This window comes from Lewinella sp. LCG006, assembly GCF_040784935.1.
In the GTDB taxonomy this organism is placed as follows: Bacteria; Bacteroidota; Bacteroidia; order Chitinophagales; family Saprospiraceae; genus Lewinella.
This window is the reverse complement of the sequence record NZ_CP160680.1, coordinates 2,128,346-2,151,414: the sequence shown is the minus strand read 5'-3', so window position 1 is coordinate 2,151,414 and position 23,069 is coordinate 2,128,346. Positions and strand designations below refer to the sequence as shown.

At 45.2% G+C, this 23,069-nt stretch carries 20 protein-coding genes; 10 read left to right on the top strand and 10 right to left on the bottom strand.

Going from position 1 to position 23,069, the window contains the following annotated elements; translation table 11 throughout:
- Nucleotides 1–120 precede the first annotated feature (120 nt).
- The 5 genes from AB0L18_RS07400 (at nucleotide 121) to AB0L18_RS07380 (ending at nucleotide 5,884) form a co-directional block, all read left to right on the top strand.
- Nucleotides 121–675: an RNA polymerase sigma factor gene (locus AB0L18_RS07400; protein WP_367391950.1), complete on the top strand. Its 555-nt coding sequence runs from the start codon at nucleotides 121–123 to the stop codon at nucleotides 673–675.
- Nucleotides 676–677: 2 nt separating this feature from the next.
- On the top strand, nucleotides 678–1,082 hold the full coding sequence (locus AB0L18_RS07395) for a hypothetical protein (RefSeq protein ID WP_367391949.1): 405 nt from the start codon (nucleotides 678–680) through the stop codon (nucleotides 1,080–1,082).
- 28 nt (nucleotides 1,083–1,110) lie between these two features.
- The gene (locus AB0L18_RS07390; protein ID WP_367391948.1) at nucleotides 1,111–1,515 is read left to right on the top strand and encodes a hypothetical protein; all 405 of its coding nucleotides are present in this window, start codon (nucleotides 1,111–1,113) and stop codon (nucleotides 1,513–1,515) included.
- A 6-nt stretch (nucleotides 1,516–1,521) separates the two neighbouring features.
- Nucleotides 1,522–2,727: a T9SS type A sorting domain-containing protein gene (locus AB0L18_RS07385; RefSeq protein ID WP_367391947.1), complete on the top strand. Its 1,206-nt coding sequence runs from the start codon at nucleotides 1,522–1,524 to the stop codon at nucleotides 2,725–2,727.
- 691 nt (nucleotides 2,728–3,418) lie between these two features.
- Nucleotides 3,419–5,884 (top strand): M12 family metallo-peptidase, encoded by a 2,466-nt coding sequence (locus tag AB0L18_RS07380; RefSeq protein WP_367391946.1) that lies wholly within the window; start codon nucleotides 3,419–3,421, stop codon nucleotides 5,882–5,884.
- A gap of 76 nt (nucleotides 5,885–5,960) precedes the next feature.
- Here the strand turns inward: AB0L18_RS07380 and speB are convergent, their stop codons facing one another.
- Nucleotides 5,961–6,770 (bottom strand): agmatinase, encoded by an 810-nt coding sequence (speB, locus tag AB0L18_RS07375; protein ID WP_367391945.1) that lies wholly within the window; start codon nucleotides 6,768–6,770, stop codon nucleotides 5,961–5,963.
- A gap of 139 nt (nucleotides 6,771–6,909) precedes the next feature.
- Here speB and AB0L18_RS07370 point away from each other — a divergent pair, with 139 nt between their 5' ends.
- The gene (locus AB0L18_RS07370) at nucleotides 6,910–8,067 is read left to right on the top strand and encodes a methionine aminotransferase (RefSeq protein WP_367391944.1); all 1,158 of its coding nucleotides are present in this window, start codon (nucleotides 6,910–6,912) and stop codon (nucleotides 8,065–8,067) included.
- A gap of 256 nt (nucleotides 8,068–8,323) precedes the next feature.
- On the opposite strand, the gene AB0L18_RS07365 is transcribed toward AB0L18_RS07370, so the two are convergent.
- The 3 genes from AB0L18_RS07365 to AB0L18_RS07355 form a co-directional block, all read right to left on the bottom strand.
- A complete protein-coding gene (locus AB0L18_RS07365) occupies nucleotides 8,324–8,728 on the bottom strand; it encodes a GxxExxY protein (RefSeq protein WP_367391943.1) in 405 nt (134 codons plus the stop codon).
- Nucleotides 8,729–9,002: 274 nt separating this feature from the next.
- Complete coding sequence (locus AB0L18_RS07360; RefSeq protein ID WP_367391942.1) at nucleotides 9,003–9,767, bottom strand: exodeoxyribonuclease III; 765 nt, start codon at nucleotides 9,765–9,767, stop codon at nucleotides 9,003–9,005.
- Nucleotides 9,768–9,863: 96 nt separating this feature from the next.
- Nucleotides 9,864–11,423 (bottom strand): YifB family Mg chelatase-like AAA ATPase, encoded by a 1,560-nt coding sequence (locus AB0L18_RS07355; protein WP_367391941.1) that lies wholly within the window; start codon nucleotides 11,421–11,423, stop codon nucleotides 9,864–9,866.
- Between the two features lie 344 nt (nucleotides 11,424–11,767).
- Here AB0L18_RS07355 and AB0L18_RS07350 point away from each other — a divergent pair, with 344 nt between their 5' ends.
- On the top strand, nucleotides 11,768–12,475 hold the full coding sequence (locus tag AB0L18_RS07350) for a site-2 protease family protein (protein ID WP_367391940.1): 708 nt from the start codon (nucleotides 11,768–11,770) through the stop codon (nucleotides 12,473–12,475).
- Here AB0L18_RS07350 and AB0L18_RS07345 read toward each other — a convergent pair.
- A complete protein-coding gene (locus AB0L18_RS07345; protein WP_367391939.1) occupies nucleotides 12,472–13,089 on the bottom strand; it encodes a NifU family protein in 618 nt (205 codons plus the stop codon). The two genes, AB0L18_RS07350 and AB0L18_RS07345, sit on opposite strands and share 4 nt — an antisense overlap.
- A gap of 91 nt (nucleotides 13,090–13,180) precedes the next feature.
- Entirely contained in the window at nucleotides 13,181–13,891 is a 711-nt protein-coding gene (locus AB0L18_RS07340; RefSeq protein ID WP_367391938.1) for a class I SAM-dependent methyltransferase, read from the bottom strand.
- Between the two features lie 115 nt (nucleotides 13,892–14,006).
- Here AB0L18_RS07340 and AB0L18_RS07335 point away from each other — a divergent pair, with 115 nt between their 5' ends.
- Nucleotides 14,007–14,321, top strand: a complete 315-nt coding sequence (locus AB0L18_RS07335) for a hypothetical protein (RefSeq protein WP_367391937.1) — start codon at nucleotides 14,007–14,009, stop codon at nucleotides 14,319–14,321.
- Nucleotides 14,322–14,606: 285 nt separating this feature from the next.
- On the opposite strand, the gene AB0L18_RS07330 is transcribed toward AB0L18_RS07335, so the two are convergent.
- The 3 genes from AB0L18_RS07330 to AB0L18_RS07320 all read right to left on the bottom strand — a co-directional run bounded on the left by AB0L18_RS07330 (nucleotide 14,607) and on the right by AB0L18_RS07320 (nucleotide 17,180).
- Nucleotides 14,607–14,870, bottom strand: a complete 264-nt coding sequence (locus AB0L18_RS07330) for a hypothetical protein (RefSeq protein WP_367391936.1) — start codon at nucleotides 14,868–14,870, stop codon at nucleotides 14,607–14,609.
- 285 nt (nucleotides 14,871–15,155) lie between these two features.
- Entirely contained in the window at nucleotides 15,156–15,746 is a 591-nt protein-coding gene (locus AB0L18_RS07325; protein WP_367391935.1) for a sigma-70 family RNA polymerase sigma factor, read from the bottom strand.
- A 327-nt stretch (nucleotides 15,747–16,073) separates the two neighbouring features.
- Nucleotides 16,074–17,180 (bottom strand): M42 family metallopeptidase, encoded by a 1,107-nt coding sequence (locus tag AB0L18_RS07320; protein WP_367391934.1) that lies wholly within the window; start codon nucleotides 17,178–17,180, stop codon nucleotides 16,074–16,076.
- A gap of 141 nt (nucleotides 17,181–17,321) precedes the next feature.
- On the opposite strand from AB0L18_RS07320, the gene AB0L18_RS07315 reads away from it, so the two are divergent.
- Complete coding sequence (locus AB0L18_RS07315; protein WP_367391933.1) at nucleotides 17,322–18,860, top strand: lipopolysaccharide biosynthesis protein; 1,539 nt, start codon at nucleotides 17,322–17,324, stop codon at nucleotides 18,858–18,860.
- A gap of 39 nt (nucleotides 18,861–18,899) precedes the next feature.
- Here the strand turns inward: AB0L18_RS07315 and AB0L18_RS07310 are convergent, their stop codons facing one another.
- Nucleotides 18,900–19,511, bottom strand: a complete 612-nt coding sequence (locus AB0L18_RS07310; RefSeq protein WP_367391932.1) for a DUF4294 domain-containing protein — start codon at nucleotides 19,509–19,511, stop codon at nucleotides 18,900–18,902.
- Nucleotides 19,512–19,887: 376 nt separating this feature from the next.
- On the opposite strand from AB0L18_RS07310, the gene AB0L18_RS07305 reads away from it, so the two are divergent.
- Nucleotides 19,888–23,004, top strand: a complete 3,117-nt coding sequence (locus AB0L18_RS07305; protein ID WP_367391931.1) for a hypothetical protein — start codon at nucleotides 19,888–19,890, stop codon at nucleotides 23,002–23,004.
- Nucleotides 23,005–23,069: the final 65 nt, after the last annotated feature.

Sequence of the window (23,069 nt, the reverse complement as noted above, 5' to 3'; positions counted from 1 at the left end):
GCCAGAACGCTAAATCATTGATTTTCAAAAGTAATCTGCTCCAAACATGCTGTAGGCAACAGTACAAAAACAAATTGAATATTCGTTTTTGACTGGATCAAGGAATACAACCCACTGGATTTGACGGCAACATTTTACGATGATGTACTATTAGCAAAAGCTCGCAAAGGGGATACCCGCGCGTTTGGCTTGCTCGTAGAGCGCCATGAAGCAACCGTGAGAGGTATTATCGGTGGAATGCTTGGTACGGAAGAAGTAGACGATGTTGCTCAGGAAGTATTCATGAAGTTTTACCGGGCACTGGAGAATTTTCAGGGAGATGCTGCACTGGGGACTTACCTCGGACGCATTGCCATCAATACCTCTCTGACCGCTATTGCGAAGCGCAAAAAGCGTCGTTGGCTACCCTGGTCTAAGCTAGAGGAATACAATGCCGCCGAACAAGCCGATAGTTCTCAGTCGCCGGATAGGGCAGATTTGCGAGACACGCTACAAGCAGCTTTGCGGCAACTGCACGAAGATCAACGAGCAGTCGTTGTACTGAGACTCGTAGAAGGGTATTCCGTTTCCGAAACAGCGAAGATGTTAGATGTCCCGATGGGTACGGTAGCATCGCGCTTGTCAAGGGCACAAAAAGAGCTTCAACAAATTTTGAAACCAATTTTAAAACAATAATTATGTCATCCCGTCCATCTGAACATGCTGAGCTATTAGAACTGCTGCGCCAGTCGTTGGATCGTGAGCTTTTGCCCGCGGAAGGTATCCGTTTGGCGCAAGCTTTGGAGACGAAAGAGTGGCTCAGAGACGAACTTGCGCTATTGCAGGCCTTGAGGAATTCCTTGAAGCAACTGCATCCGGCTCCCAGTCCCTCGTTTACCGCCAGGGTTTTACAACGCTTACCAGAAGAGCAGCAGTTGTTGAGACCGCTGATCGTAAGGTGGCGCTCCGTAGCGGCAGCAGCTTGTATTGCGTTGTTACTAGGTCTTGGCCTTATTTACAATGCCTCTGGAAATCTGGACTCGGAAGCCATTCTGGGGCTGGAGCAAATGGAATTGGATGACGTCTACGCTTTTGATGAGTAGTAGACTAATAAAATAGTGAAATAAACCAATGCAAAAATTCAAAGTCATACTGGTCGTGTTGGGCCTACTATTAGTAGGTTTCGTTGGAGGGTTTCTCACCAACCGCTACCTGGTAGAACAAAAGGTTCGTCATTTTCGACAGTTGGAGCGTGGCCAAAATTTTGGCGACTTCTTTTTGGAGAAAATTGCGGCAACCGAAGAGCAACAAGCTGAGTTGCGGCCGGTTTTGAAAACATTTGGCGAGCGCTTTCACGAGTTGGGGCAGCAACACCAACAAGAGCGGAGTGTCCTAGCGGATTCCCTCTTCACGACCATAAATCCTTTCCTTACGGAAAAACAACAAGAAGGTGGCCGAAAGTGGCGGCGATTCCTGGAACGTGGCCCCAAGAAAACGAAGGAAGGAAAGCAAAAAACTGATCATTCAAAAAACTAAAAAAACATGAGAAATCGAATCATTTTGTCATTGCTAGTGGTGATTGTAGCCCTAGGTAATCTGTTGGCACAGCATGGGCACCTGATGCCTACCCTGGAACTTACCACAGAAATGAAAACCGAATTGGGCCTGACTGTAGAGCAGGTTACCTCCTTGGAGCAATTGCAGCAGGAAACCAAAGCCGCAATGACCGCCCTCCACGAACGTACTGACCTGGATCATGAAGGTAAGCGAGCTGCCGCTCGTGAAATACACCAATCTACAAAAGAGCAGGTTGCCGAAATTCTTACCGAAGAACAATTAACCCACCTCAAAGAACTGCACGCTGCCCAAAGAGCGGAACGCCGGGAACTGATGGAATCAGTAGACCATAAAGCCATGCGGGCGGAACTCCACGAATACAAGAAAACCGAAATCGCGCCAGTAATGCATGCGCAGCGCTTAAAGCTAGAGGAAGCCATTAGCTCGGAAGACCAAGCAAGCCTCGCGGCTATCAGAGCAACATTGAATGCTGCCAAAGCTGCGGCAAAAGAAGAACACCGCGAACACAAAGCCCAACAAGGCAAACCCGGAGAAGGACATCATGGCGCAAAGCGTGGTCATGATCGTCCACATCACGGCCATGGTCATAAGTTCCGCCGACTAGAAGAAAACCACCCCGCAGAGTTTGCTGCTTTAAAAGCAATGGTGGACAAGTACGATACCGATATTAATCGTCTGTTCGAAGAAGTAAAGCCTCAGCAAGAAGAATGGAGAGCAGCCCAAAAGGCAATTATGGAACGCTACATTCCTGCTGATTTGCGCCGTCAAGAGGCATCAGGGCTTCACCATGAAGACGGAAATAAGGAACATGCCGAACACGCCAAACTGGCTCATAAAATCCACTTTCTGCTAAAGGATCCTCACCAGGATGACGAAGATGAGGTAGTGGAAACATCCGCTGTTGAGCGCATTGCCGCAAGTACCTACCCCAACCCAACAACCAACACAACGATTTTAACCTTCGAATTACCAGAAACAATGACCATGCGAATTGATCTGCGCGACGAAAATGGTGCTTTGGTAAAAAATATAGCACAGGAGCAATTCCGTGCTGGCCAGCATAAAGTGGCGGTTGATTTGGGCGATGTGCAAAATGGGACCTATTATTTCACGCTGAATAGCCGAGCATTGAAGGCCCCACAATCCGTAAAGTTGATTGTTTTGAAGTAGAAACAAGAGGCCTTTTAACAACAACTAATCGTATTTCGGGTATCCCGGATCATGGCTTGAGCATGATCCGGGATATTTGTTTTGACAGTACTTTCCCACGTTGAATTTATACTTATTGTGCGAAAGTGAAAAAAAAGTAGTCCTAATTGTCGCCGTTTCCTGCAATTCTGACCCCGTACAATAAACGGGCCTGCTGTGAGCTGGACTTCTGGAAATTTTTCACTGATCTTCGCGTTAATAATTTTGACTTTAAAACGGGAGAACTGACAAGGCTCGCCTCTGTTAATTCCCCTCCATGAAATTCACCTCTTTAAAAGGTGACCCTTTACAAACCTATCCTTTGAACATGTCTTTTTTATTCAGCAAGTAATCCCGCTTGTTGAGTATCTCAGTTGATTCGCGTACACCACCAAGTTTGGCCTGGCGGCCACTAAACTGTACCTACAGTTTATGGCCACCTGTTTGCCTGTCCGTCTGGCGCCGGAAGGACAAGCACTCTTTTGTAAGTTGTTAATTGTCAAGGAATAAACTAGACAAGTGGCACACTTACAACCAACCCTCTTGTTAACTAATTTTCAGGATCAAGATCCTGTACTGGATAGGCCGTACGCTATTTTTTAGCATAGTACTTAGGGGATACTAAGGTCGTACAGACAGGGATTGATTTGGACCCAAAAACTAACGAATCACGATGAAAGTGATGCAACTATTGTGCCTATTTATCATAGTCACACAAGCTACTTTATTTGCCCAAAACAACAATTCTACCCTTGCACCTGCGGCGCGGGTACAAGCATTACAAACCGTTTTTGCTAGCCAGGAATCAACGCCGTTATTTGCTAAAGAAAGGAACCGAACAAGTGAGATTAGAGAAGTTGAACGATTTCACATTTTACAGATGGATGAAGAACTTAGTTCTGCACTCCATCATGAAGCTCCCGCTACATTGAGTCTGGAACTACCGGTAGAGGGGGAAGAACAGATATTACTACAACTCGTAAAAGTAGACCGCACTATTCCTGTGGTCATTGAAAGCGCTACCCGCGCCCCGGTCGCCGTCAAATCGGCGGTTCACTATCAGGGGATTGTAGCGGGTGATCCAAATTCTATCGTTGCATTCAGTGTGCTTGAAGGTGAGGTCATTGGTCTTGTCAGCAGTGCCACCATTGGTGGTAACTGGGTGCTTGGTCGACAACCCGCTGCACCTGGAGTGGAGCGATCATCGACCAATGATTACGTTTTTTATCAGGATCGGGAAGTTTTTCAGGAGCAAACTTTTTCCTGCTCAACACCAGATTCCGGTGAAGGCTACCTACGGGAAGAGTTGGCCGAATTGGTAGATAACAGCCGCAATCTCAGCGATTGTGTCCAAATCTATTTCGAGGTTAACTTTGATATTTATCAAGATAAGGGGAGCATCCAAGCGACGGTACAGTACGTTGAAGCTTTGTTTAATCAAGTAGCAACACTGTACGCCAATGAACAGATCAATATGACGATCTCGGAGGTATTCGTCTGGAATACACCGAGCCCGTATAGCTCTACCAGTAGTGGGCAGATGCTTACGGATTTTCAAAATCAGCGTACCAGCTTTAATGGAGACCTGGCCCAATTGCTCTCCTATCAGGCGAGTGGTGGTATTGCGGTAGTCAATGGGCTTTGCCACCCATACACGATAGCTAAAATGAGCTACGCAGGGATTGGGAGCACGTTCAGTCAGGTGCCTACTTATTCCTGGTCGGTAATGGTCGTAGCGCATGAGTTGGGGCACCTGCTAGGATCACAGCATACCCACGCTTGCGTATGGAACGGCAACAGCACAGCCATTGATGGTTGCCCGGGCTATACCGAAGGAGGCTGCGCCAGCCCTGGTTTGCCTACGGGAGGCGGTACGATTATGTCTTACTGTCATTTGTCTCAGGTAGGCATCAACCTCAGTCGTGGTTTTGGCGTTCAGCCAGGCAATTTGATCCGTAACCGGGTAGCAGCAGCTACTTGTTTGAGCGCTTGTCCTACTGGAGGAGGTCCAGGCAATGGCGGCGGTAATCCGCCAGTAACGAGTTGCGATCAAGAACAACTCTTCCTTCGCCTACAGTTGGATACTTACAGTCCGGAAACTACCTGGACCCTAACCAACCCACAGGGCGCAGTGGTGGCTCAGGGAGGGCCTTATCCTAAGACCGTTGCCAATCAATTGCTCATTGATACGCTGTGTTTGCCAGCGGCTTGCTATACCTTTCAGATCAATGATGCCTACAACGATGGTATTTGCTGTACCTATGGCGATGGCAGTTACACGCTGCTTGATGGCACTCAACAGGTGATTGCGCAAGGTGGAGAATTTCCTGGCACAGAAAGTGTGAGCTTTTGCTTGCCGTTTGAAGAAGAACAGGATGATGATTGCCAGTCGATTAATTTCAATGATTATACCATAGATACTTATGGGATAAATCAAGACATCGGTCAATATTCTGTAATGGATGATGGGCAAACATTGTACATGGCGAACAACGCTTGGAAATCGATTGCCATGAGCTACGAAATCACGAGAAATACAGTCATTGCATTTGATTTCAAATCTACCCGGCAGGGAGAAATTCATGGTATTGGTTTTGACAACAACGAGAGTATTTCTTACGGCTATACCTTCAAGGTACACGGCACCCAAACCTGGGGCATCACTAACTATGACAACTACACTGGAGTCGATTGGCAATCCTATACGATTCCTGTAGGTGAATTTTACGTAGGCATGGCTGATCGGCTCTTTTTTAGTACCGATCACGATGGTGGTACGCGCGATGGCAATTCCTGGTTCCGCAATGTGCGGATTTATGAAGGGACGGACTGTCAAACAGGGGGAGCACAAAGCCCGGGTTCCGCAAATTTGCTCGATAACAGCGAACGCTCTATCCAAGTAGCTCCTAATCCCGTCGTTAATGATCAATTTCAGCTTCAGCTCGACCAGGTTGGTTCTGGCGATGCCAGTTGGCAGATATTATCGATAACGGGGCAAGTATTACAGGAAAAACAACTGGAACTGGCATCGTCTAGCTATCAGGAGAATATTGAAATAGGCACACTAGCCAGGGGGACCTACTTACTACGCTGGCGCGATGAACAAGGAGAACAGACCGTCCGCTTTGCGGTACAGTAATCTTTTCTCACTTTAAGATGTATGCATAATACGCGAATCTATTTGGAAGGCTCTGCTTCGGCAGAGCCTTCGCTTTTTAGGCATTATTCATCATTAGTTCCAAGATTTCTTTCGCCAGTTTAGCTGCTAAGGCTGCTGTAATTCCTACCGGATCGCGATGAGGGTTGTATTCTACTATATCTGCACCAATAATTGGCACATTGATACGGTGCAGCAAATCGAGTACCTCTCGTACATTCAGACCACCAGGCTCATGGTGGGAAACACCCGGTGCAAAAGCAGGATCAATGCCGTCCATGTCCAGGCTGATGTAAAGAGGGCGATTAAAGTGCAGATCTTTTATTTTTTCAGTGAAGTGCCGCATTTCTATTTGCTCTACCCCAAATTTATCGGCTTGCTGGCGTTGATGCGGATTCAGTGTTCGGATACCTACCTGCACCAGGCGGTCACAAAGTCCTTCTTCCATGATACGCGCAAAGGGGCAGGCGTGGGAATGAGGGTTACCCATAAAATTATCGTACAAATCGCCGTGAGCATCAATTTGTAAAATGGCAAAGTCGGGATACACTTCCCGATGAGCTCGCATCAAAGGATAACTGATAGAATGATCCCCCCCGAGTGTGAGTAAGCGCTTGCCCTGTTGAATTCTTTGCTGTGCCGCTTTTTGAATACCCAAATAATCAGAAAAGCGAAGAGGCCCATCATTGGAAAATCGTTTGTCTTCAAGCGGATTAAAGCCACGCTCCGTCCAGTAATTACTGGAATCACTGTATAAACATTCTAATATCCTGGGAGGAGCCAAGGCTGGCCCTGTCATAAAACTAGAATACGCATCAAAAGATACACTACCTAAAGAAACAGATTCAGGAAAATTTATAGAGCTCATAGCTGGCAAATTAAGATTTCACTATTAACTGGACTTTCGGCGAACGCCCAGCTTAAATATAAGCGATGCCCAGCACTTATTTTCTATCTTGCCGAAAGTAGTAATTAGAGCTTGTACCCAAACTTATCAATTTCAATTTATGCCCACCACTAATTTTGCATCCAAATTACCACATACAGGAACGAGTATCTTTTCGGTGATGTCAGCCTTAGCCAAAGAGCATCAAGCGATTAATTTATCACAAGGGTTTCCAAACTATGACCCACCGGCTGAATTACGTCGTTTGGTGAACACTCATCTAGAGCGTGGGCACAATCAGTATGCTCCAATGCCTGGCTTGCCAGAATTGAGGAAAATACTAGCAGCAAAGCATCTGCAGAGTTCAGGTAAAACTGTTGATTTTGAAAATGAAATCACGATTACTTCTGGTGCAACCCAGGCCATCTATTGTGCAATTACAACCGTAGTACGCCCGGGAGATGAAGTCATTCTTATTGAACCAGCCTACGATAGCTATCGCCCCGTCGTAGAGTTATCTGGTGGAAAAGTGATTGCTTATCAGTTGGAATTTCCAGATTACGGCATCGACTGGGAGGCCTTTGCAAGGCTCATCACTGACCGCACCCGGCTCATTGTTCTCAACACGCCACATAATCCTACGGGTACCATTTGGCAAAAGAAGGATTGGGAACAACTGGAGCAGTTACTATCTGGCACAGACATTTTCGTTCTCAGCGATGAAGTGTATGAACAGCTGGTGTATGATAATCAAAGGCATTATAGCTTGCTTGATTTTCCCGCATTATATGAACGGGGATTTGCTACCTATTCTTTTGGTAAAACTTTCCACTCAACTGGCTGGAAGGTCGGCTATTGTTTGGCGCCAGATTACCTGACAAAGGAGTTTAGAAAGATTCATCAATTCAATGTATTCTCAGTTAATACACCAGTGCAGTATGCTTTGGCAGATTTCTTAGAAGATCCTTCTACTTATAGAGATTTGAGCTTCTTTTATCAACAGAAGCGAGACTTTTTACTCAAAAAATTGGAAGGACTGCCATTGCGACCACTGCCTTGTTCCGGCACCTATTTTCAGCTTTTTGATTACCGCCAAATATCCCATGCGCCAGATCTAGATTTTGCTCGCTGGCTGACGACGGAGGTCGGTGTAGCGGTCATACCCGTTTCTGCTTTCCGCTCTGTAGAAAGTGAAGAGCGGGTTGTAAGGATTTGTTTCGCGAAAACAGAAGAGGTACTTACGGCCGCAGCAGAGGTACTAAGGGAGAAATTATCCTAGTCTGGACTGTGATTGTTGGGATTATAGGATTTGTAGGATTGCTTTAGATACGCGGTTTCTTTATTTTCGAGATGACTGAGCTTATATACGACTCTCCAGCGTAGCGTGTGCTTTAATAGTACCAACATGACCTTAGAGCTCAAATCGCTTGTGATCTGTTATTCACCTATCCTGTATAATAATCCCAAAATCCCATCATCTCATGAATCCTAGTCTGGACTGTGATTGTTGGGATGGTGAGATTTGTAGGATTTTTTCAGGTACGCGGTTTTTTATTTTCGGGGTGGTTAAGGTTGTATACCCTTTTGTATTGGAGGCTTCTACTACCAAAGTTAATCAATAGACCAACCGGTATATTATAAGCTTCACAGTAATTCATTGCTTGCGAAAGGTGAGCATCTTCTAAATTAATAACAGCCTTTAATTCTAACATAATTCTGTCTTCAACGAAGAAATCGACCCTCCGTATTCCTATTTGGATGCCTTCGTAAAAAATGCTCATCTCCATTTCCCGGGCAAAGTTCAAGCCTTGTTTCCCCATCTCGATTGCTAGTGCCCGTTGGTAAATAACTTCTTGAAAGCCGTTACCTAGAGCTCCGTGTACTTTCATCGCACAGCCAATAATCTTATAAGTCAAATCGTCTTTGATTTCTTTTTTCATCGTTTTCAGATTAATAATCCCAAAATCCAACCATCTCATGAATCCTAGTCTGGACTGGGATTCATGGGATTTTAAGATTTGTAGGATTTTTTTTAGATACGCGTTTTTTTTTGTTTTCGAGATGGCTGGGCTTATATAAAGCTCTGCACTATAACTTGTGCTAACAGTACCAACAATAACCTTAGACTTCAAATCGCTTATCATGTGTTATTCACTCATCCGATATGAAAATCCGATAATCCCACCATCCCATGAATCCTAGCCAACCCTCCCATCACAAATCAATTTCTACCAATACCGGACAATGATCACTGTGTTTGGCATCAGCAAGGTGATGGGCTGCTTTGATTCTATCAGCAAGATTGTTAGAAATGGATTGGTAATCAATCCGCCAGCCTTTATTATTGGCGCGAGCATTGGCACGGTAACTCCACCAGCTATATTCTTCTGCTTCGGGATGCAATGCTCGAAAAGCATCCGTGAAGCCATTTTCAAACCAGGAAGTCAACCAAGCCCGCTCATCGGGTAAAAAACCAGACGATTTTTTGTTGCTGATCGGGTTATGAATATCGATGGGATGATTAGCTATGTTGTAATCACCAACAATGATCAATTGGGGGCGCTCCTTGCGCAATTCATCAATCCAGATTTGAAAATCAGCGAGGAATTCCATCTTAAAATCCTGCCGCGAATCGCCAGTAGTTCCCGAAGGGAAATAGCAGTTTAGTAAGGTCCAATCACCAAAGTCGGTCCGGAGGATACGACCTTCCTGATCGTATTTTTCCAAGCCACATCCTTCTTTTACAAGCGTAGGCTTTTCTTTGCAGAGGGTAACGACACCGCTATATCCTTTCTTCTCAGCAGAATGCCAGAAATGATGATAACCGAGCTTTTCGAAATCACTCATGTCTACCTGATCGGGCGTAGCCTTAGATTCCTGTAAACAGACGATATCAAAATTGTTTTCGGCAAGCCACTCGGCGAGCCCCTTCTGCGCTGCAGCGCGAATTCCATTGACGTTGTAGGAGATAATTTGCATCTTAGTTAAGTTATATTTATAAGCTTGTCTTTTGCCTGGGTAGTGTTCTATTTATAGAACCATCAAAGATCAATAAACCAAGCATCTAGTTAACCCTTACTCCATCCACCCTTCTCGATCCAAGCTACGGAAATGGATGGCTTCGGCCAGGTGTTCAATTTTTATGTCAGGGCTACCACCTAAGTCAGCAATTGTTCGTGCAACTTTCAGGATGCGGTCATAGGCGCGAGCGGAGAGCTGTAGTCGCTCCATTGCTTTTTTGATTAAAAGCGTACCCGGCTGACTAATCTGGCAAACTTCTCTCACCATCCGGCTCGGCATGTGTGCGTTGGAGTGAATTTTGGGCAGCGCTGCGTAACGCTCTGTTTGTACTTTTCTGGCCTCAATAACGCGCTCACGAATATCTTTGCTTTTTACACTAGGGCGTTCATTGCTAGAAAGCTCATCATAAGAAACCGGCGTAACTTCTACATGCAAGTCGATCCGATCCAGCAGTGGGCCACTAATTTTATTGAGGTAACGTTGGACCACTGCTGGTCCACAAACACATTCTTTCTCGGGATGATTGAAATAGCCGCAGGGGCAGGGGTTCATCGAAGCTACCAGCATAAAACTGGCAGGGTAGTCAACGGTCACCCTGGCACGAGAGATGGTCACACGTCGTTCTTCCATCGGTTGCCGCATCACTTCAAGGACGGTGCGCTTAAACTCGGGGAGTTCGTCGAGGAAGAGGACACCATTATGGGCCAAACTGATTTCTCCCGGACTGGGGTTTGAACCTCCTCCTACCAATGCAACATCACTGATGGTGTGGTGGGGGGAACGAAAAGGCCGTTGCGTGACCAACGCCGACCCCGCAGGAAGTACGCCAGCAACAGAATGAATTTTGGTCGTTTCTAGAGCTTCCCGCAAATCTAATGGCGGAAGAATGGTGGGCAAACGCCGCGCTAGCATGGTCTTGCCTGCACCTGGCGGGCCAATCAGGATCACATTATGGCCTCCGGCTGCCGAAATTTCCAGGGCCCGTTTGATGTTTTCCTGCCCTTTGACATCCGAGAAGTCTACATCGTAGTTGCCCTCATTGGCCGCAAATTCGTCGCGTGTTTCCACGAAAGTGGGGCTTAGCTGAAGCGTACCATCCAAAAAAGCGGCGGCTTCCGCCAAATTATTGACGCCGTAAACTTTAATATCATCCACAATGGCGGCTTCGCGGGCGTTAGCCTTAGGCAAAATAAGACCCTTGAATTTTTCTTTACGTGCCTGGATCGCCATGGGTAAGACGCCTTTGATAGGGCGTAAGCTACCGTCGAGGGAAAGCTCGCCCATGATGACGTATTTATCCAGGTCATCCGCTAAAATTTGTCGCGAACCGGCCAGATAGGCCAAAGCGATAGGAAGATCGTAAGCTGCCCCTTCCTTGCGAATATCCGCAGGAGCAAGATTGACAATGGTGCGTAAACGAATGACTTCGTAACCACTGTTTTTTAAAGCAGGCTCCATCCGCATCATGCCTTCACGCACTGCGTTGTCCGGTAGACCTACTAAATGGTAGAATTGTTTGCCATCAAAGGCTGCGTTGCCGCCAGTGTTTACTTCAACGGTAATAGTACGAGCATCAACGCCTTCAACAGCGCTGGCAAAAGTTTTAACCAACATGCTTGGTAGTCATTAAGTCTGAGAGCAAGGTCGGATAAATTCTTGGAAGAAAGAGAGATAACCGCTGATTGATGGAAGACTTTGCTCAAAAATAACCGCTGATATAAAAAGTATATTCCTATGAGATGACGAATATACAACAATTAGTAAAAAATATTTATTTTTAAATCAAAATAGTTGCTGTGGTAAAAAATAATAACCGTTTAAGTAGTTTTTTGGAGCTCCTTGCCCTAGTATTATTAGTAGCTCTTTCCTTTTATCTCATTGAGAAAATTCCTGCTTTTGATTTTCCTAAACCGGAGTCTTCTTCCGAAAAGACCCTGACATTTGCAGGAATCTTAATCATGGCCTTTCTAATGTTAGGGCTTCACGAGCTAGGCCATTTAATAACAGGATTAGCGCAAGGGTTTAGGTTTGCACTTTTCGTATTTGGACCTCTAGGAGTCAAGCGAGAAGAAGAAAAAGTGAAATGGTACCTTAATACCAATCTCGGACACTACGGTGGAATAGCAGCAACTACACCCATTAATAATGATCCAGCGAATGCACAAAAAATTGCCCGTATCCTTATTGCGGGGCCATTAACCTCCCTGCTAGGAGGTATTATCCTTGTTAGTCTTTCTGCTTTTTTAGGAGCTCCGTGGAATACCATTATTTTCTCGGGAGGCCTGGTTTCGTTGATGCTGTTTCTGGCCACTACCATTCCCAGTAAAACAGGGGCCTTCTTTACGGATCGGAAACGCTACCAACGCCTTACACGCCCCGGTAAAGCGCAACAGGTAGAGTTGGCTACCTTACGGATAATGGGGCAGTATGCCCAAGACGAGTCTTACCAGAATGTAGACCCGACCGACATCAATATACTCCTGGAAGATGAAGAGCCATTCATGAGGTATTTTGGGTGGTTCAACAGACTGTATAAACAGATAGAACAAGGTATAGAGCCTCCCTCCGAAGACTGGGACAATTTTCGGGAAACCGGTAAATTACTGTCAAAATCAATGGTGACAGCAATGGAAAAAGAATTGGAAAAAGCCCGAAAACAGGGTTAGCCCATTTCTGAAACAACCTCTTTTACCTGAGGCAACATCCGCTTGAGCATACCTTCAATACCTGACTTTAGGGTAACAGTAGAACTAGGACAGCCACTACAAGAACCTTGCAAGATCACGGTTACGACGCCTTCCTTGAAGTGCTTGAACTCAATGTTTCCACCATCCATTTCTACGGCTGGTTTCACGTACGTATCAATGAGTTCCTTGATTTTTGTCACAATCTCAGCATCGTCATCACTGTACTCATAGCTCGCACCACGCTCGGCTTCAATGGCATCCATAGCTTCCGTAAAGCCATCTTTGATGATCATCTTGTCTTCCTGTACGTAAGCCTTGATAAACTCTTTGAGTTTGAGCATGATGTCTTCCCAGGCGTAGTTGAACTCCTTGGTAACTGTAACAAAGTTATTAGAGATGTAAACGCCCTTGACGTAGGGAAGATCAAACAAAGCAGTCCCTAGTGGAGACCATTCACGAGCGAGGTCTTCTTCTCTGAAGTCGGCAGTGCCCCGGTACAACATCCGGTTGGTGACAAACTTCAATGATTCAGGGTTCGGGGTTTGTTCCGTGTATAAAAGCACCGGACTTTTAGTGGCGGTGGTATTCTCCATGGTTACTTTGCTTTACAATAATAATACAAAGGTAACACCTGTACCTCGATTCGGTTGGCTTAATGGTAAGTTTATTTAGACTTATTCTTGACTACAGGTCTGCTACCAGGATGTACTGGTAGTTCAACTCGGTATCAATGGCCTGGATGTTTTTGTAACCAGCTTCGTAAAGTAGATCTTCTACGACGTAAAGTGGCGCACGGTGTTCGTAGGGCCGTGGTCCAATAGGGGTTCGCTTGCGCTTAAAATCAACGATAACCAAGCGTCCGCCTTCCTTGAACTTTGGTTTCAATTTTTCCAGGTACTCCAGCTTATTCTTGATGTACATGAAGGTATTAACAATCAATACGGCATCTACCTCTTGAGGATTTAAGTTTGGAGAATCAGGTGGCGTCAGCCGGGTTTCCAGGCGCGTTCTTTCTTCCTTCGATAATTCCACCATACTGGTACTATCTACGTAGCTTAGAAACGTTTGATCAATATCCAGCGCAATTACCTTTTTTGCCAGCGGCGTAATTCTTTTGGCAAAGAAACCATTTCCGGTACCAATATCTGCGACTACTTTATTGGAGAGATCGCCTTTCCCCAGAAGGCCAATAATGAGGTTGGGGCGCTGCCAATCAAGACGGTTGGTATTTTCATAATTCGCCGTAAATCCATCCAAGTCGAAAGTATCGACAGCACGTGAATGGGGTTCCTCGGTTGGAGATGCTGTTACTGGTGAATGATTATCGTTGTCGGTATTACAAGCGATACCGAAGATAACCAAACCAACCAGTGCAAGTAGACGTAGAAAATGCATAAGCAGGGAGATAATTTTTGTAAAAATAGATTGCTGCGCGTAGCCCAACAAGTTTTTTTACTTTTGTTAACGTATCGACCGAGTCGTTTGTGAAGATAAAATACTTATTACTACCATGATTATTATTATCGCTATTATCATCGCCTTTGCAAATAAGGCAGGCGAGCTAGGGCTCAATAAATTTTTGTGGGGAGCAATCGGCTTTGCTGCTTACTTTCTTACACAGTTCGTAGCAGGGATAATTCTGGCTTTGGTCTACGATATGATGGGAAAAAGTATAGAAAACTTGTCGGAGATGGCGTTAAATTTTGTGGGTATTATCGTTGGTGCAATCTGTGCCTACATCGCCTATCAACAGATGCCAAAATATGCACAAAAAGATCAGCAGACGCTGGAAGACGATCTACTGGATGAAGATATGTTTCGTTAGAAGATGAAGAGGTCTTCTAATGCTGTAATCTACGAGGGTGGAACCGCATCATTTTTGCTCGCTCTGGCAGCGTCAAAGGAGGATCATCAAAAAGAAGAAAAATATAAATGGTGTGAGATAAGGCACATCAAGGGTGTTATTCTCTGGCAAAGCATGTCAAAGAAGGAATGATATTAGCTACTGACTACTAACGATCAAGCGTAGTCAGTAGCTAATGCATGATATCGTTTTAGCTATTACTGATGTAGTAATAGTCAACAAGTAAATTAAAGAAAAAAATAAAAACTAGAGCGAGTTCTCAGGGGCATCAATAATTTTGATGCGGTCTTTAATCGACTGGATGAACTCGGAGGAAGGTTTAATATTAGGGAGGCTACGTTTTAAAAACTGCTTAAAGGCTAACTGACTATCTAACTGTTCTTCTATACTAGGTTTCGCTTCGCCAACGGTGTGATAAGGTTGGGTTTCACTGACGCTACTGGGGCCATCATCTAGCAAATTTCGATTGCCGAACTTGCTCATCAGTTCTTGAAAATTCTGATCTCTCATGGCTGTAAAATTTCTTCGCCCATGCTGGTGAATTCCTGAAAAACAACAGAACCATGATCGATAAGTACCAGACACAAAAAACGCTGTGGTCCAACGGGACGGTTGGGCGACAGCGTAAATTGAATTTTGTGTTGAGAACGAATTCGTCATCATGATCTTTGTTGTTTCCCCGATGAAGAACGCTTCCTTTTAACCCGCAGGATAATCATTTTGGAAGTTAACAATAGAAAGCGGGTAAAAAGAAAACGTTCTTCTCAGGTAAGGCTCAACCTGCACAAGGCAAGGTTATGAATCTTGGTTACGATTATTAGTAAAGCCGTTTTCAGCGGCATAATCCTGCAAATCTTTAGCCAGCAAGTTTCGAGCCCGAAACAGTCGTGAACGAACCGTTCCGATAGGAACTCCGAGGATTTCTGCTATTTCTTCATATTTGAAGTCTTGCAGATCACTCAACACAATTACCGTCCGAAAATCCTCAGATAGTCGGTCCATTGCTGCTGAGAGTTCATCGCCTACCACGTTTTGGAGGCTCTCGTCATTCCAATCCATCAAGGAAGGGATGCTCTGCGTATCCGTATCTGGGATGATCGCAGCCACATCTTCGTAATCAACCATGTTTGGACGCCGCGACTTTTTGCGGTAGCCATTGATGAAATGATTACGCATGATTTTAAATAACCATGCCTTGGCGTTGGTACCTTGCCGGTACTGATCGATGGCTTTGATGGCACGCTCGATCGTATCCTGCACAAGATCCTCTGCTGCCGCCTCGTCGTAGGTGAGGTGGTAGGCAAATCCGTACAAGGCGCCGAGCTCTGGAAGAAACTCGCGCTCAAAGACCCGTTGTCTTACGTCGTTGTTAGCCATCAGAACCATAAAAATAGATTTTTAAAGTTATGTGTGCAACACGTTCCTGCCGGAGCGTTTCCGTGCGTACACGCCATCACTAACCAAAGCTTATTGTCTTTTAGTTCCCTCGTTTATTATTATTTTATTCGAAAAACAATAATACGGGTTATAAGGAAATGAATATCAGTAAGTTGTGGTAAATATTTTTTTTAAAAAAATATTTACACCTAAGGAACAGTACACAATTATATTGTCATTAGGAATTGATTCCTAATCGTTCACGATCTCCCTACCCATTAAACTCAGAGGGCGAAGCAATGCGAGACTCATTACAGGCTTTTGCAGAAAGTCTAACTAAAAGAAACTGTCTTCTTCTTGTTGAGTTGCAAGTGAGCTCCCATCGTCATGGGTATTAGAAAAATCCCAATTGTACTGATCAAGGCGGCTGATGGACAGGGTCAGTAATTCAATACAGTGCTGAATATCACCTTTGTGGGCCATTTCGATGGTCTGATGCATATTGCGTAGCGGGATAGAGATGGCTCCGGCAATAGCGCCTTTTTTACCATACCGCTGAATGCCTGCGGTATCCGTTCCACCTGCCGGCAGAAGTTCCACCTGCCAGGGGATATTATTTTGAGTAGCCGTCTTCTTAAGATAATTGACCATGCGGTAATCGCTGATGACAGTGCCATCCAAAACTTTTATGGCTGCTCCTTTGCCCAACTGGGTAACCTTTTCGTGTCCTTGGGCACCGGGTACATCAAAAGCGATGGTCACGTCAAGGCCAAAACCGAAATCAGGATCAATCAGGTGCGCTGCCGAAATAGCACCCCGCAGCCCTACTTCTTCCTGTACCGTAAAGACACCATATATATCATAAGGTACCTTTTGGTCTTTGAGGGCCCGCAGGGTTTCCAATAAAATAAAAACCGAAACGCGGTTGTCGATAGATTTACTGTTGACGCAATCTCCCATTTCGATCAGTTCCCGTTCACGGGTTACAGGATCCCCTACTCGCACCACTTTGTGGACCTCTTCCTTACTCATCCCCAGGTCAATGAAGTATTCCTGCAATGGAACTTGCTTGGTACGTTCTTCCGGCTTCATCAAATGGATAGGCTTGGATCCCATAACACCAATGACATCCTTACGACCGTGAACGATCACCCGCTGAGACGTCAAAGTCTTGGGATCAAATCCGCCTAAAGGCAGAAAACGCAGGAAGCCTTCTTCGTCGATATGATTAACAATGAAGCCAATTTCGTCCATGTGGGCGGCAATCATCACTTTTTTACGTGCTTGTCCCCGCTTTATGGCAATGACATTACCCATGTTATCTACCGAAACCTCATCTACCAGATCGGTTACTTCCCTAAGTACGAGTTCGCGAATACGTTGTTCAAAACCAGGAGCACCAGGGGCCTGACAGATTGATTTGAGTAGTTGGATATTAATCATAGTATGTGTATTAATGGCGGAAGGACAAAGTTACCCTTAAATTTTGAATGTGTTCATATCTGACTTATGGGAATTTATAGTGGTGTTTTTTGCCCCTAGTAATTATCTGTAAACAGAAAACAGACATTAATAACGCACAAGATGGCAATAGCATTATCTTTGAGCCGTATGGCATTACTAAAAAAATTAGCGGGTGAAACCGCCATCTACGGGCTGAGTAGCATTCTTGGGCGTGTGGTCAATTGGATCATACTAACCCCTTATTTAACCCGGGTGTTCTTACGTGAAGAGTACGGCATTGTCAATGATTTATATTTCTGGATAGCCCTACTTTTGGTCGTATTTACTTACCGGATGGAAACCGCTTTTTTTTGGTTTGCCAGCCGTAGCCGAAAGGATTCAGGGGATGAAAAATATGATCAGGATACTGTTTTTTCTACGGCCTCGTTGGCTATTATTGGTACTACACTAGCACTAACGGGATTGTTGTTCTATTTATCTCCACAAATCGCCATCTGGTTGAAGTATCCAGGTCGAGCCGATTATGTGCGTATTTTCACCCTCATCATTGCCTTTGATGCCCTAGCAGCTATACCTTTTGCTAAGTTGCGGATGGCTAGTCGGCCTTTGCGTTTTGCGGCCATCAAGCTTGGTGCGCTGGCACTCAACATACTACTGGTTTTCTTTTTCTTAGAAGGCTGTCCCTGGCTATTGGCGCATGGTTACGATGTTGTCAATAGCATTTATAATCCTGAGCATCGGATCGCCTACGTTTTTTGGTCCAACTTACTGGCCAGTGGAGCAAGTCTTTTGTGGCTGGCACCATTGTATCGTGATTTGGTCTGGCGTTTTGCTACCGACTTGTGGCGCAGTATGCTCAACTATGCCTTGCCTTTGGTAATTGCCGCTGTTGCTGGGATTGTCAATCAATTGGCAGGACCGACATTGTTGAAAAACTTTGCTGGGGGGAGTACTTTAGAAAATCTTGATTTGGGTGGATTGTATGGTGCTGCGGCTAAGCTGGCAGTATTGATGAACCTTTTTGTACAGGCTTTTAATTATGCTGCCGAACCTTTCTTTTTCAGGCAATCGGCAGTTTCTCAAGACAAAATCATCTATGCAGATGTTGCGCGGGCCTTTGCCTTGGTAGGGAGCCTGGCCTTCATCGGAATCATGTTTTACCTGGAGTTGATTCAGATTTTTTTAGGGGAAGATTACCGGGAAGGTTTAGGGATATTGCCCATCCTGCTGGTTGCCAACTTCTTTTTAGGTCTGTTCTATAACTTTTCAATTGGTTATAAACTTACCGACCAAACCCGCTGGGCGGGCTATATTGCGCTTCTAGGGACGATTATAACCTTGGTCTTTAATATTATCTTTATCCCCAGTATGAACATCTATGCACCCGCTTGGGCCAGCTTGATCTGCTTTTTCACCATGACGGTGGCTGGTTATTGGCTTACTCGTAAGCTTTGGCCGGTGGATTACAAATTGGGGCGAATGGTCTATTATTTATTGATGGCACTGGGAGGATGGGGGCTCACCCTGTTAGCAGCAGAATTGGTGCCTGATCAAATGGCTTACCGCTTAATCGCTAACAGCATTATCCTGTTCCTCTTACTCGGCATTCTTTACAAAACAGAAGTAAACTGGTTGAGGAAAGCACTGGGTAGAGCTTAGGGCTCGCCTGAAAAGGATAACTTATTCTTCGCCGACCCCTTAGTTACCTCCCGCAGGTACTTCGTAGGAGACATTGAAGTCGTCTAATACAGCGTCCAGAATACGATCTTCCCCATCGATGTAACCATCTTTGATATTATGTCCAAAAAGTTTGCCCATAGTGTTCCAGTAAGAGGCGGTGATGCCACCACGCAAGTCTTTGATCAGATCATACATCGGCGTATCCAGCTCTCGCTCAATCATTTTGATCAGGATCAAGCCCTGGGTCTTACTTAAGTTCTTGAGTGGATCAGCAAACTCATCTTTAAGCTCCCGCTGTAGGCGACGGATATAGCGCTTGGATTCCCTTTTGGAAAGGTTATTCATAGCATATTCCGTTTCTCGAAAAATACGAATAGCTTGTACCGCGTAGGGATAAACCTTAATAGCGTACTGGCGATAGCGACGGTAGCGGCGATAATCATCATCGTTTTCAAAGGCACGTAGCGAAGAGATAGATACCCCTTCCAAACTGGCCACAATCAGGGTGTCACCACAATCATCAATCATATATTTATAGTATTGATCATTGACCCTGGTATAACCATTGTCCTGAGCGGTCAGGCTAGCTCCTAGAAAAATGACCAAACTACTTAAAATTAGGTACTTCATAACATTCGGCTTTTCAGCTTTTTACTTTGACACTATCCATAAGATACAGCATTTCCTCCATTTGGTGGGTGCTGTTTTCAGGTATTACGCAATTGAGACGTCAAAGCTCTGGATAATAACGCTTCCAATAGCTGTTTAGTCAGTAAAAGATAGAAGAAAATTAATATTTCAACAACAACAAGAGCCAACTATTGACTGATTATCATGGTTTTATAAATACAGGGGATATGTCTCTTAGCTTGCACTGGGCTTCAGTTTAAGAAATGTTTAACGCAATGGGTACCCATCCGATACATCTTGTAATGACGTCTGGCGTTTTATTAATGCTTGATTGAACTTATTATCCCTTTTGAACCAAATAAAAAATTTGCCTCACATGCGATTATCGATAATCACAATGGTTCTGGCACTCTTCATTGCCTTACCAAAAGCCGAAGCCCAATACTTCGGTCGTAATAAACCAAACTACGAAAACTTTGATTTCAAAGTTGTGCAGTCTCCTCATTTCGAGTTGTATCACTACTTGGACAATGATGCTTATATCCAGCACTTTGTTGCCCAAGCAGAAGAATGGTACGGACAACACCAGGCGATTCTGCACGATACGATCAAAGAACGCAACCCATTTATCCTCTATGCCAACCATGCCGATTTCCAACAAACCAATGCCATTGGCGGTAGCATCGGTGTAGGTACTGGAGGGGTGACGGAGGCTTTCAAAAACCGGGTCATCATGCCCATCGCGATGTCGAATCAGCAGACGCACCATGTTTTGGGACACGAGATGGTACACGCTTTTCAGTACAACATGATCCTCAATGGTGATTCCACAAGCCTGCGAAATCTGGGTAATCTCCCACTTTGGATGGTAGAAGGATTGGCAGAGTATTTATCGATCGGATCAGTAGATGCACATACTGCCATGTGGATGCGTGACGCTGTTTTGCACGATGATTTCCCGACCCTTAAGCAACTCAACAACCCCAAATATTTTCCTTATCGTTATGGACAAATGTTTTGGGTATTCGTTACGGGCCTTAAGGGTGATGATGTCATTGCGCCGTTTTTTCAAGAGACCGCCAAGTACGGTTTTGACATTGCCTCCAAGCGGGTGCTCGGCCTGACCAGCGAAGATCTTTCTAAGTTGTGGAAAAACAGTATCGTTGATCATTATCAAAAAATGATTGATGGCCGTACAGAGCAGTTTCCTGGGAAAGAGCTTATAAGTAAGGATAATAAAAATGGTGGCCGCTTGAATATTGCCCCGGAAATTAGCCCTAATGGTCGCTACGTAATTTTCCTCTCTGAGAAAGACGTTTTCGGGATCGACCTGTTCTTAGCAGAAGCTCGGACTGGAAAAATCATTCGCAAAGTCGCTAGCAGTACCCGCAGTGGCCATATTGATGATTTTAACTACATCGAATCTTCCGGCACCTGGTCACCTAATAGTCAGGAGTTTGCCTACGTAGGAGTGGCAAAGGGTGACAATATCCTTATTATTAGTGACGCCGAAACGGGTAAGACAACTTTTGAGGAGCCTATTCCGGGGGTGCCTGCCTTCAGTAATCCTGCCTGGTCGCCAGATCGCCGAACCATCGTTGTAACGGGGCTGGTAAATGGCCAGATCGACTTGTACGCTTTTGATATTCGTACCAAAAAGGTGACCCAACTGACGGATAATCCTTCTTCGGAGTTACACGCTAGCTGGTCAGAAGATGGACGACGCCTTTATTTTGCTACTGATGCAACCAGTATGCAGGAGGAAAACCGCACTTATGGCAAGTATCACTTCAATATTGCGGAGCTGGATGTCGCATCGGGTGTGGTCACCAACTATCCTTTCTTCCCTGGGGCTGACAACCTGAATCCAGAGGAAGATGCCAACGGGAATATTGTCTTCCTTTCTAACCGTGACGGTTACCGCAATTTATACCGCTTCGAGAAAGCAAGCGGACAAATGGTGCAGTTGACAGATTTGCTCACGGGTGTGAGTGGAATCACCCACTTTTCACCTGCTTTCAGTATTGATAGGAAACAAAACCGGCTGGTGTATACCTACTTTAGTTCGCAAGGCTACCGTATTTACCAAGCTGAAGCAGAGGATTTGTTGACCAAGGTGGTAAATCCTACGGAGGTAGATATGGCCGCTGCTACTTTACCGCGCGTAAATAAACGTGCACCAAGCATTGTCGATCCGCTATTGGCGGTCAATACTGCGGGCAATGATATAAGTGACACCCTTTCTTTACAATCGGCAGCATATAAGTCTAAATTTAAGCTAGACTACATCGGTGGCGGTGGCGGCGTAGGTATCGGTAGCAATCAGACTTTTGGGACGACCACTGGTGTAGCTGGAGGCGTAGATTTGATGTTTAGTGATATCCTGGGCAACAACCAATTCTTTACCAGTATAGCGATGAATGGTGAGCTGATAGATGTTGGTGGTGTGGTGGCTTATATCAACCGCAAAAACCGTATCAATTGGGGCGTTTCCCTTTCTCACCAACCTTTCCGTAGTTTTAATGGAAGTGAGATAGAATTGCGGGACACTCTTTTCGATGATAATGGTGAACCCTTTTCGCTGGTAGATCGTCAATCGTTGTTTGAAACCCGAATCTTCCAGGAACAACTCGGTGTATTTGGTCAACTTCCGCTTTCCAGTACGATGCGCGTAGAATTGAACGCCAGCTACGCCCTCTACTCTGGACGGCTAGATCGACGGGATTTCTATTACCAACCCAACACTTTCTTCTTAGTCGGGCAAGATCGTAACAAAATTGAAAGTATTCCTGGTTTTCAAATCGGGCAACTGGAAGCAGCTTGGGTAAGCGATAATTCTTCTTTTGGCATGGCGGCTCCCCTCAACGGGCACCGTTATCGTGTCGCTTTAGGGAAGTATTTTGATGAATTTAACTTCACTTCTGCGACGGTAGATTTTCGTAAGTACGAATTTGTGCGGCCGGTTAGCTTTGCTTTTCGGGCCACCCACTTTGGTCGTTATGGAGGAAATAGTGACCAACTCTTCCCGCAGTATTTGGGTTTCCCCTGGTTCATCCGCGGTTTGAACACAGCCGCAGGACAAGAGATTTTCTTAGGCTCTGGACGTAATTTTGACGAACTGACGGGTTCTAAAATTCTTGTTTCCAGTTTCGAGGTACGCTTACCGTTCACGGGGCCAGAGCAGTTGGCACTGATCAAATCAAAAGCCCTGTTCTCGGATTTTAATCTCTTCGTAGACGGAGGTATTGCCTGGACCCAGAATGAGCAACTTAGTGGCCCTATCTATACGCTTGATCGAAACGGAGAGCCCTTGATTAACCCAGATACGGGTAATCCTTTTGTAGCTTATCCTCAGGTCAAGCCTATTTTTACGGCGGGAGCATCTTTGAGGATCAACCTTTTTGGGGCATTGGTCTTGGAGCCTTATTATGCGGTTCCATTAGTAAAAAACACCCGTGGAGTATTTGGCCTGAACTTGATTCCGGGCTGGTAAGTTATTCCGTATCGGCGGGCAAAGTCACCAGAATAGTGAGCGCCTGCTAAAATCAGGATAGAACG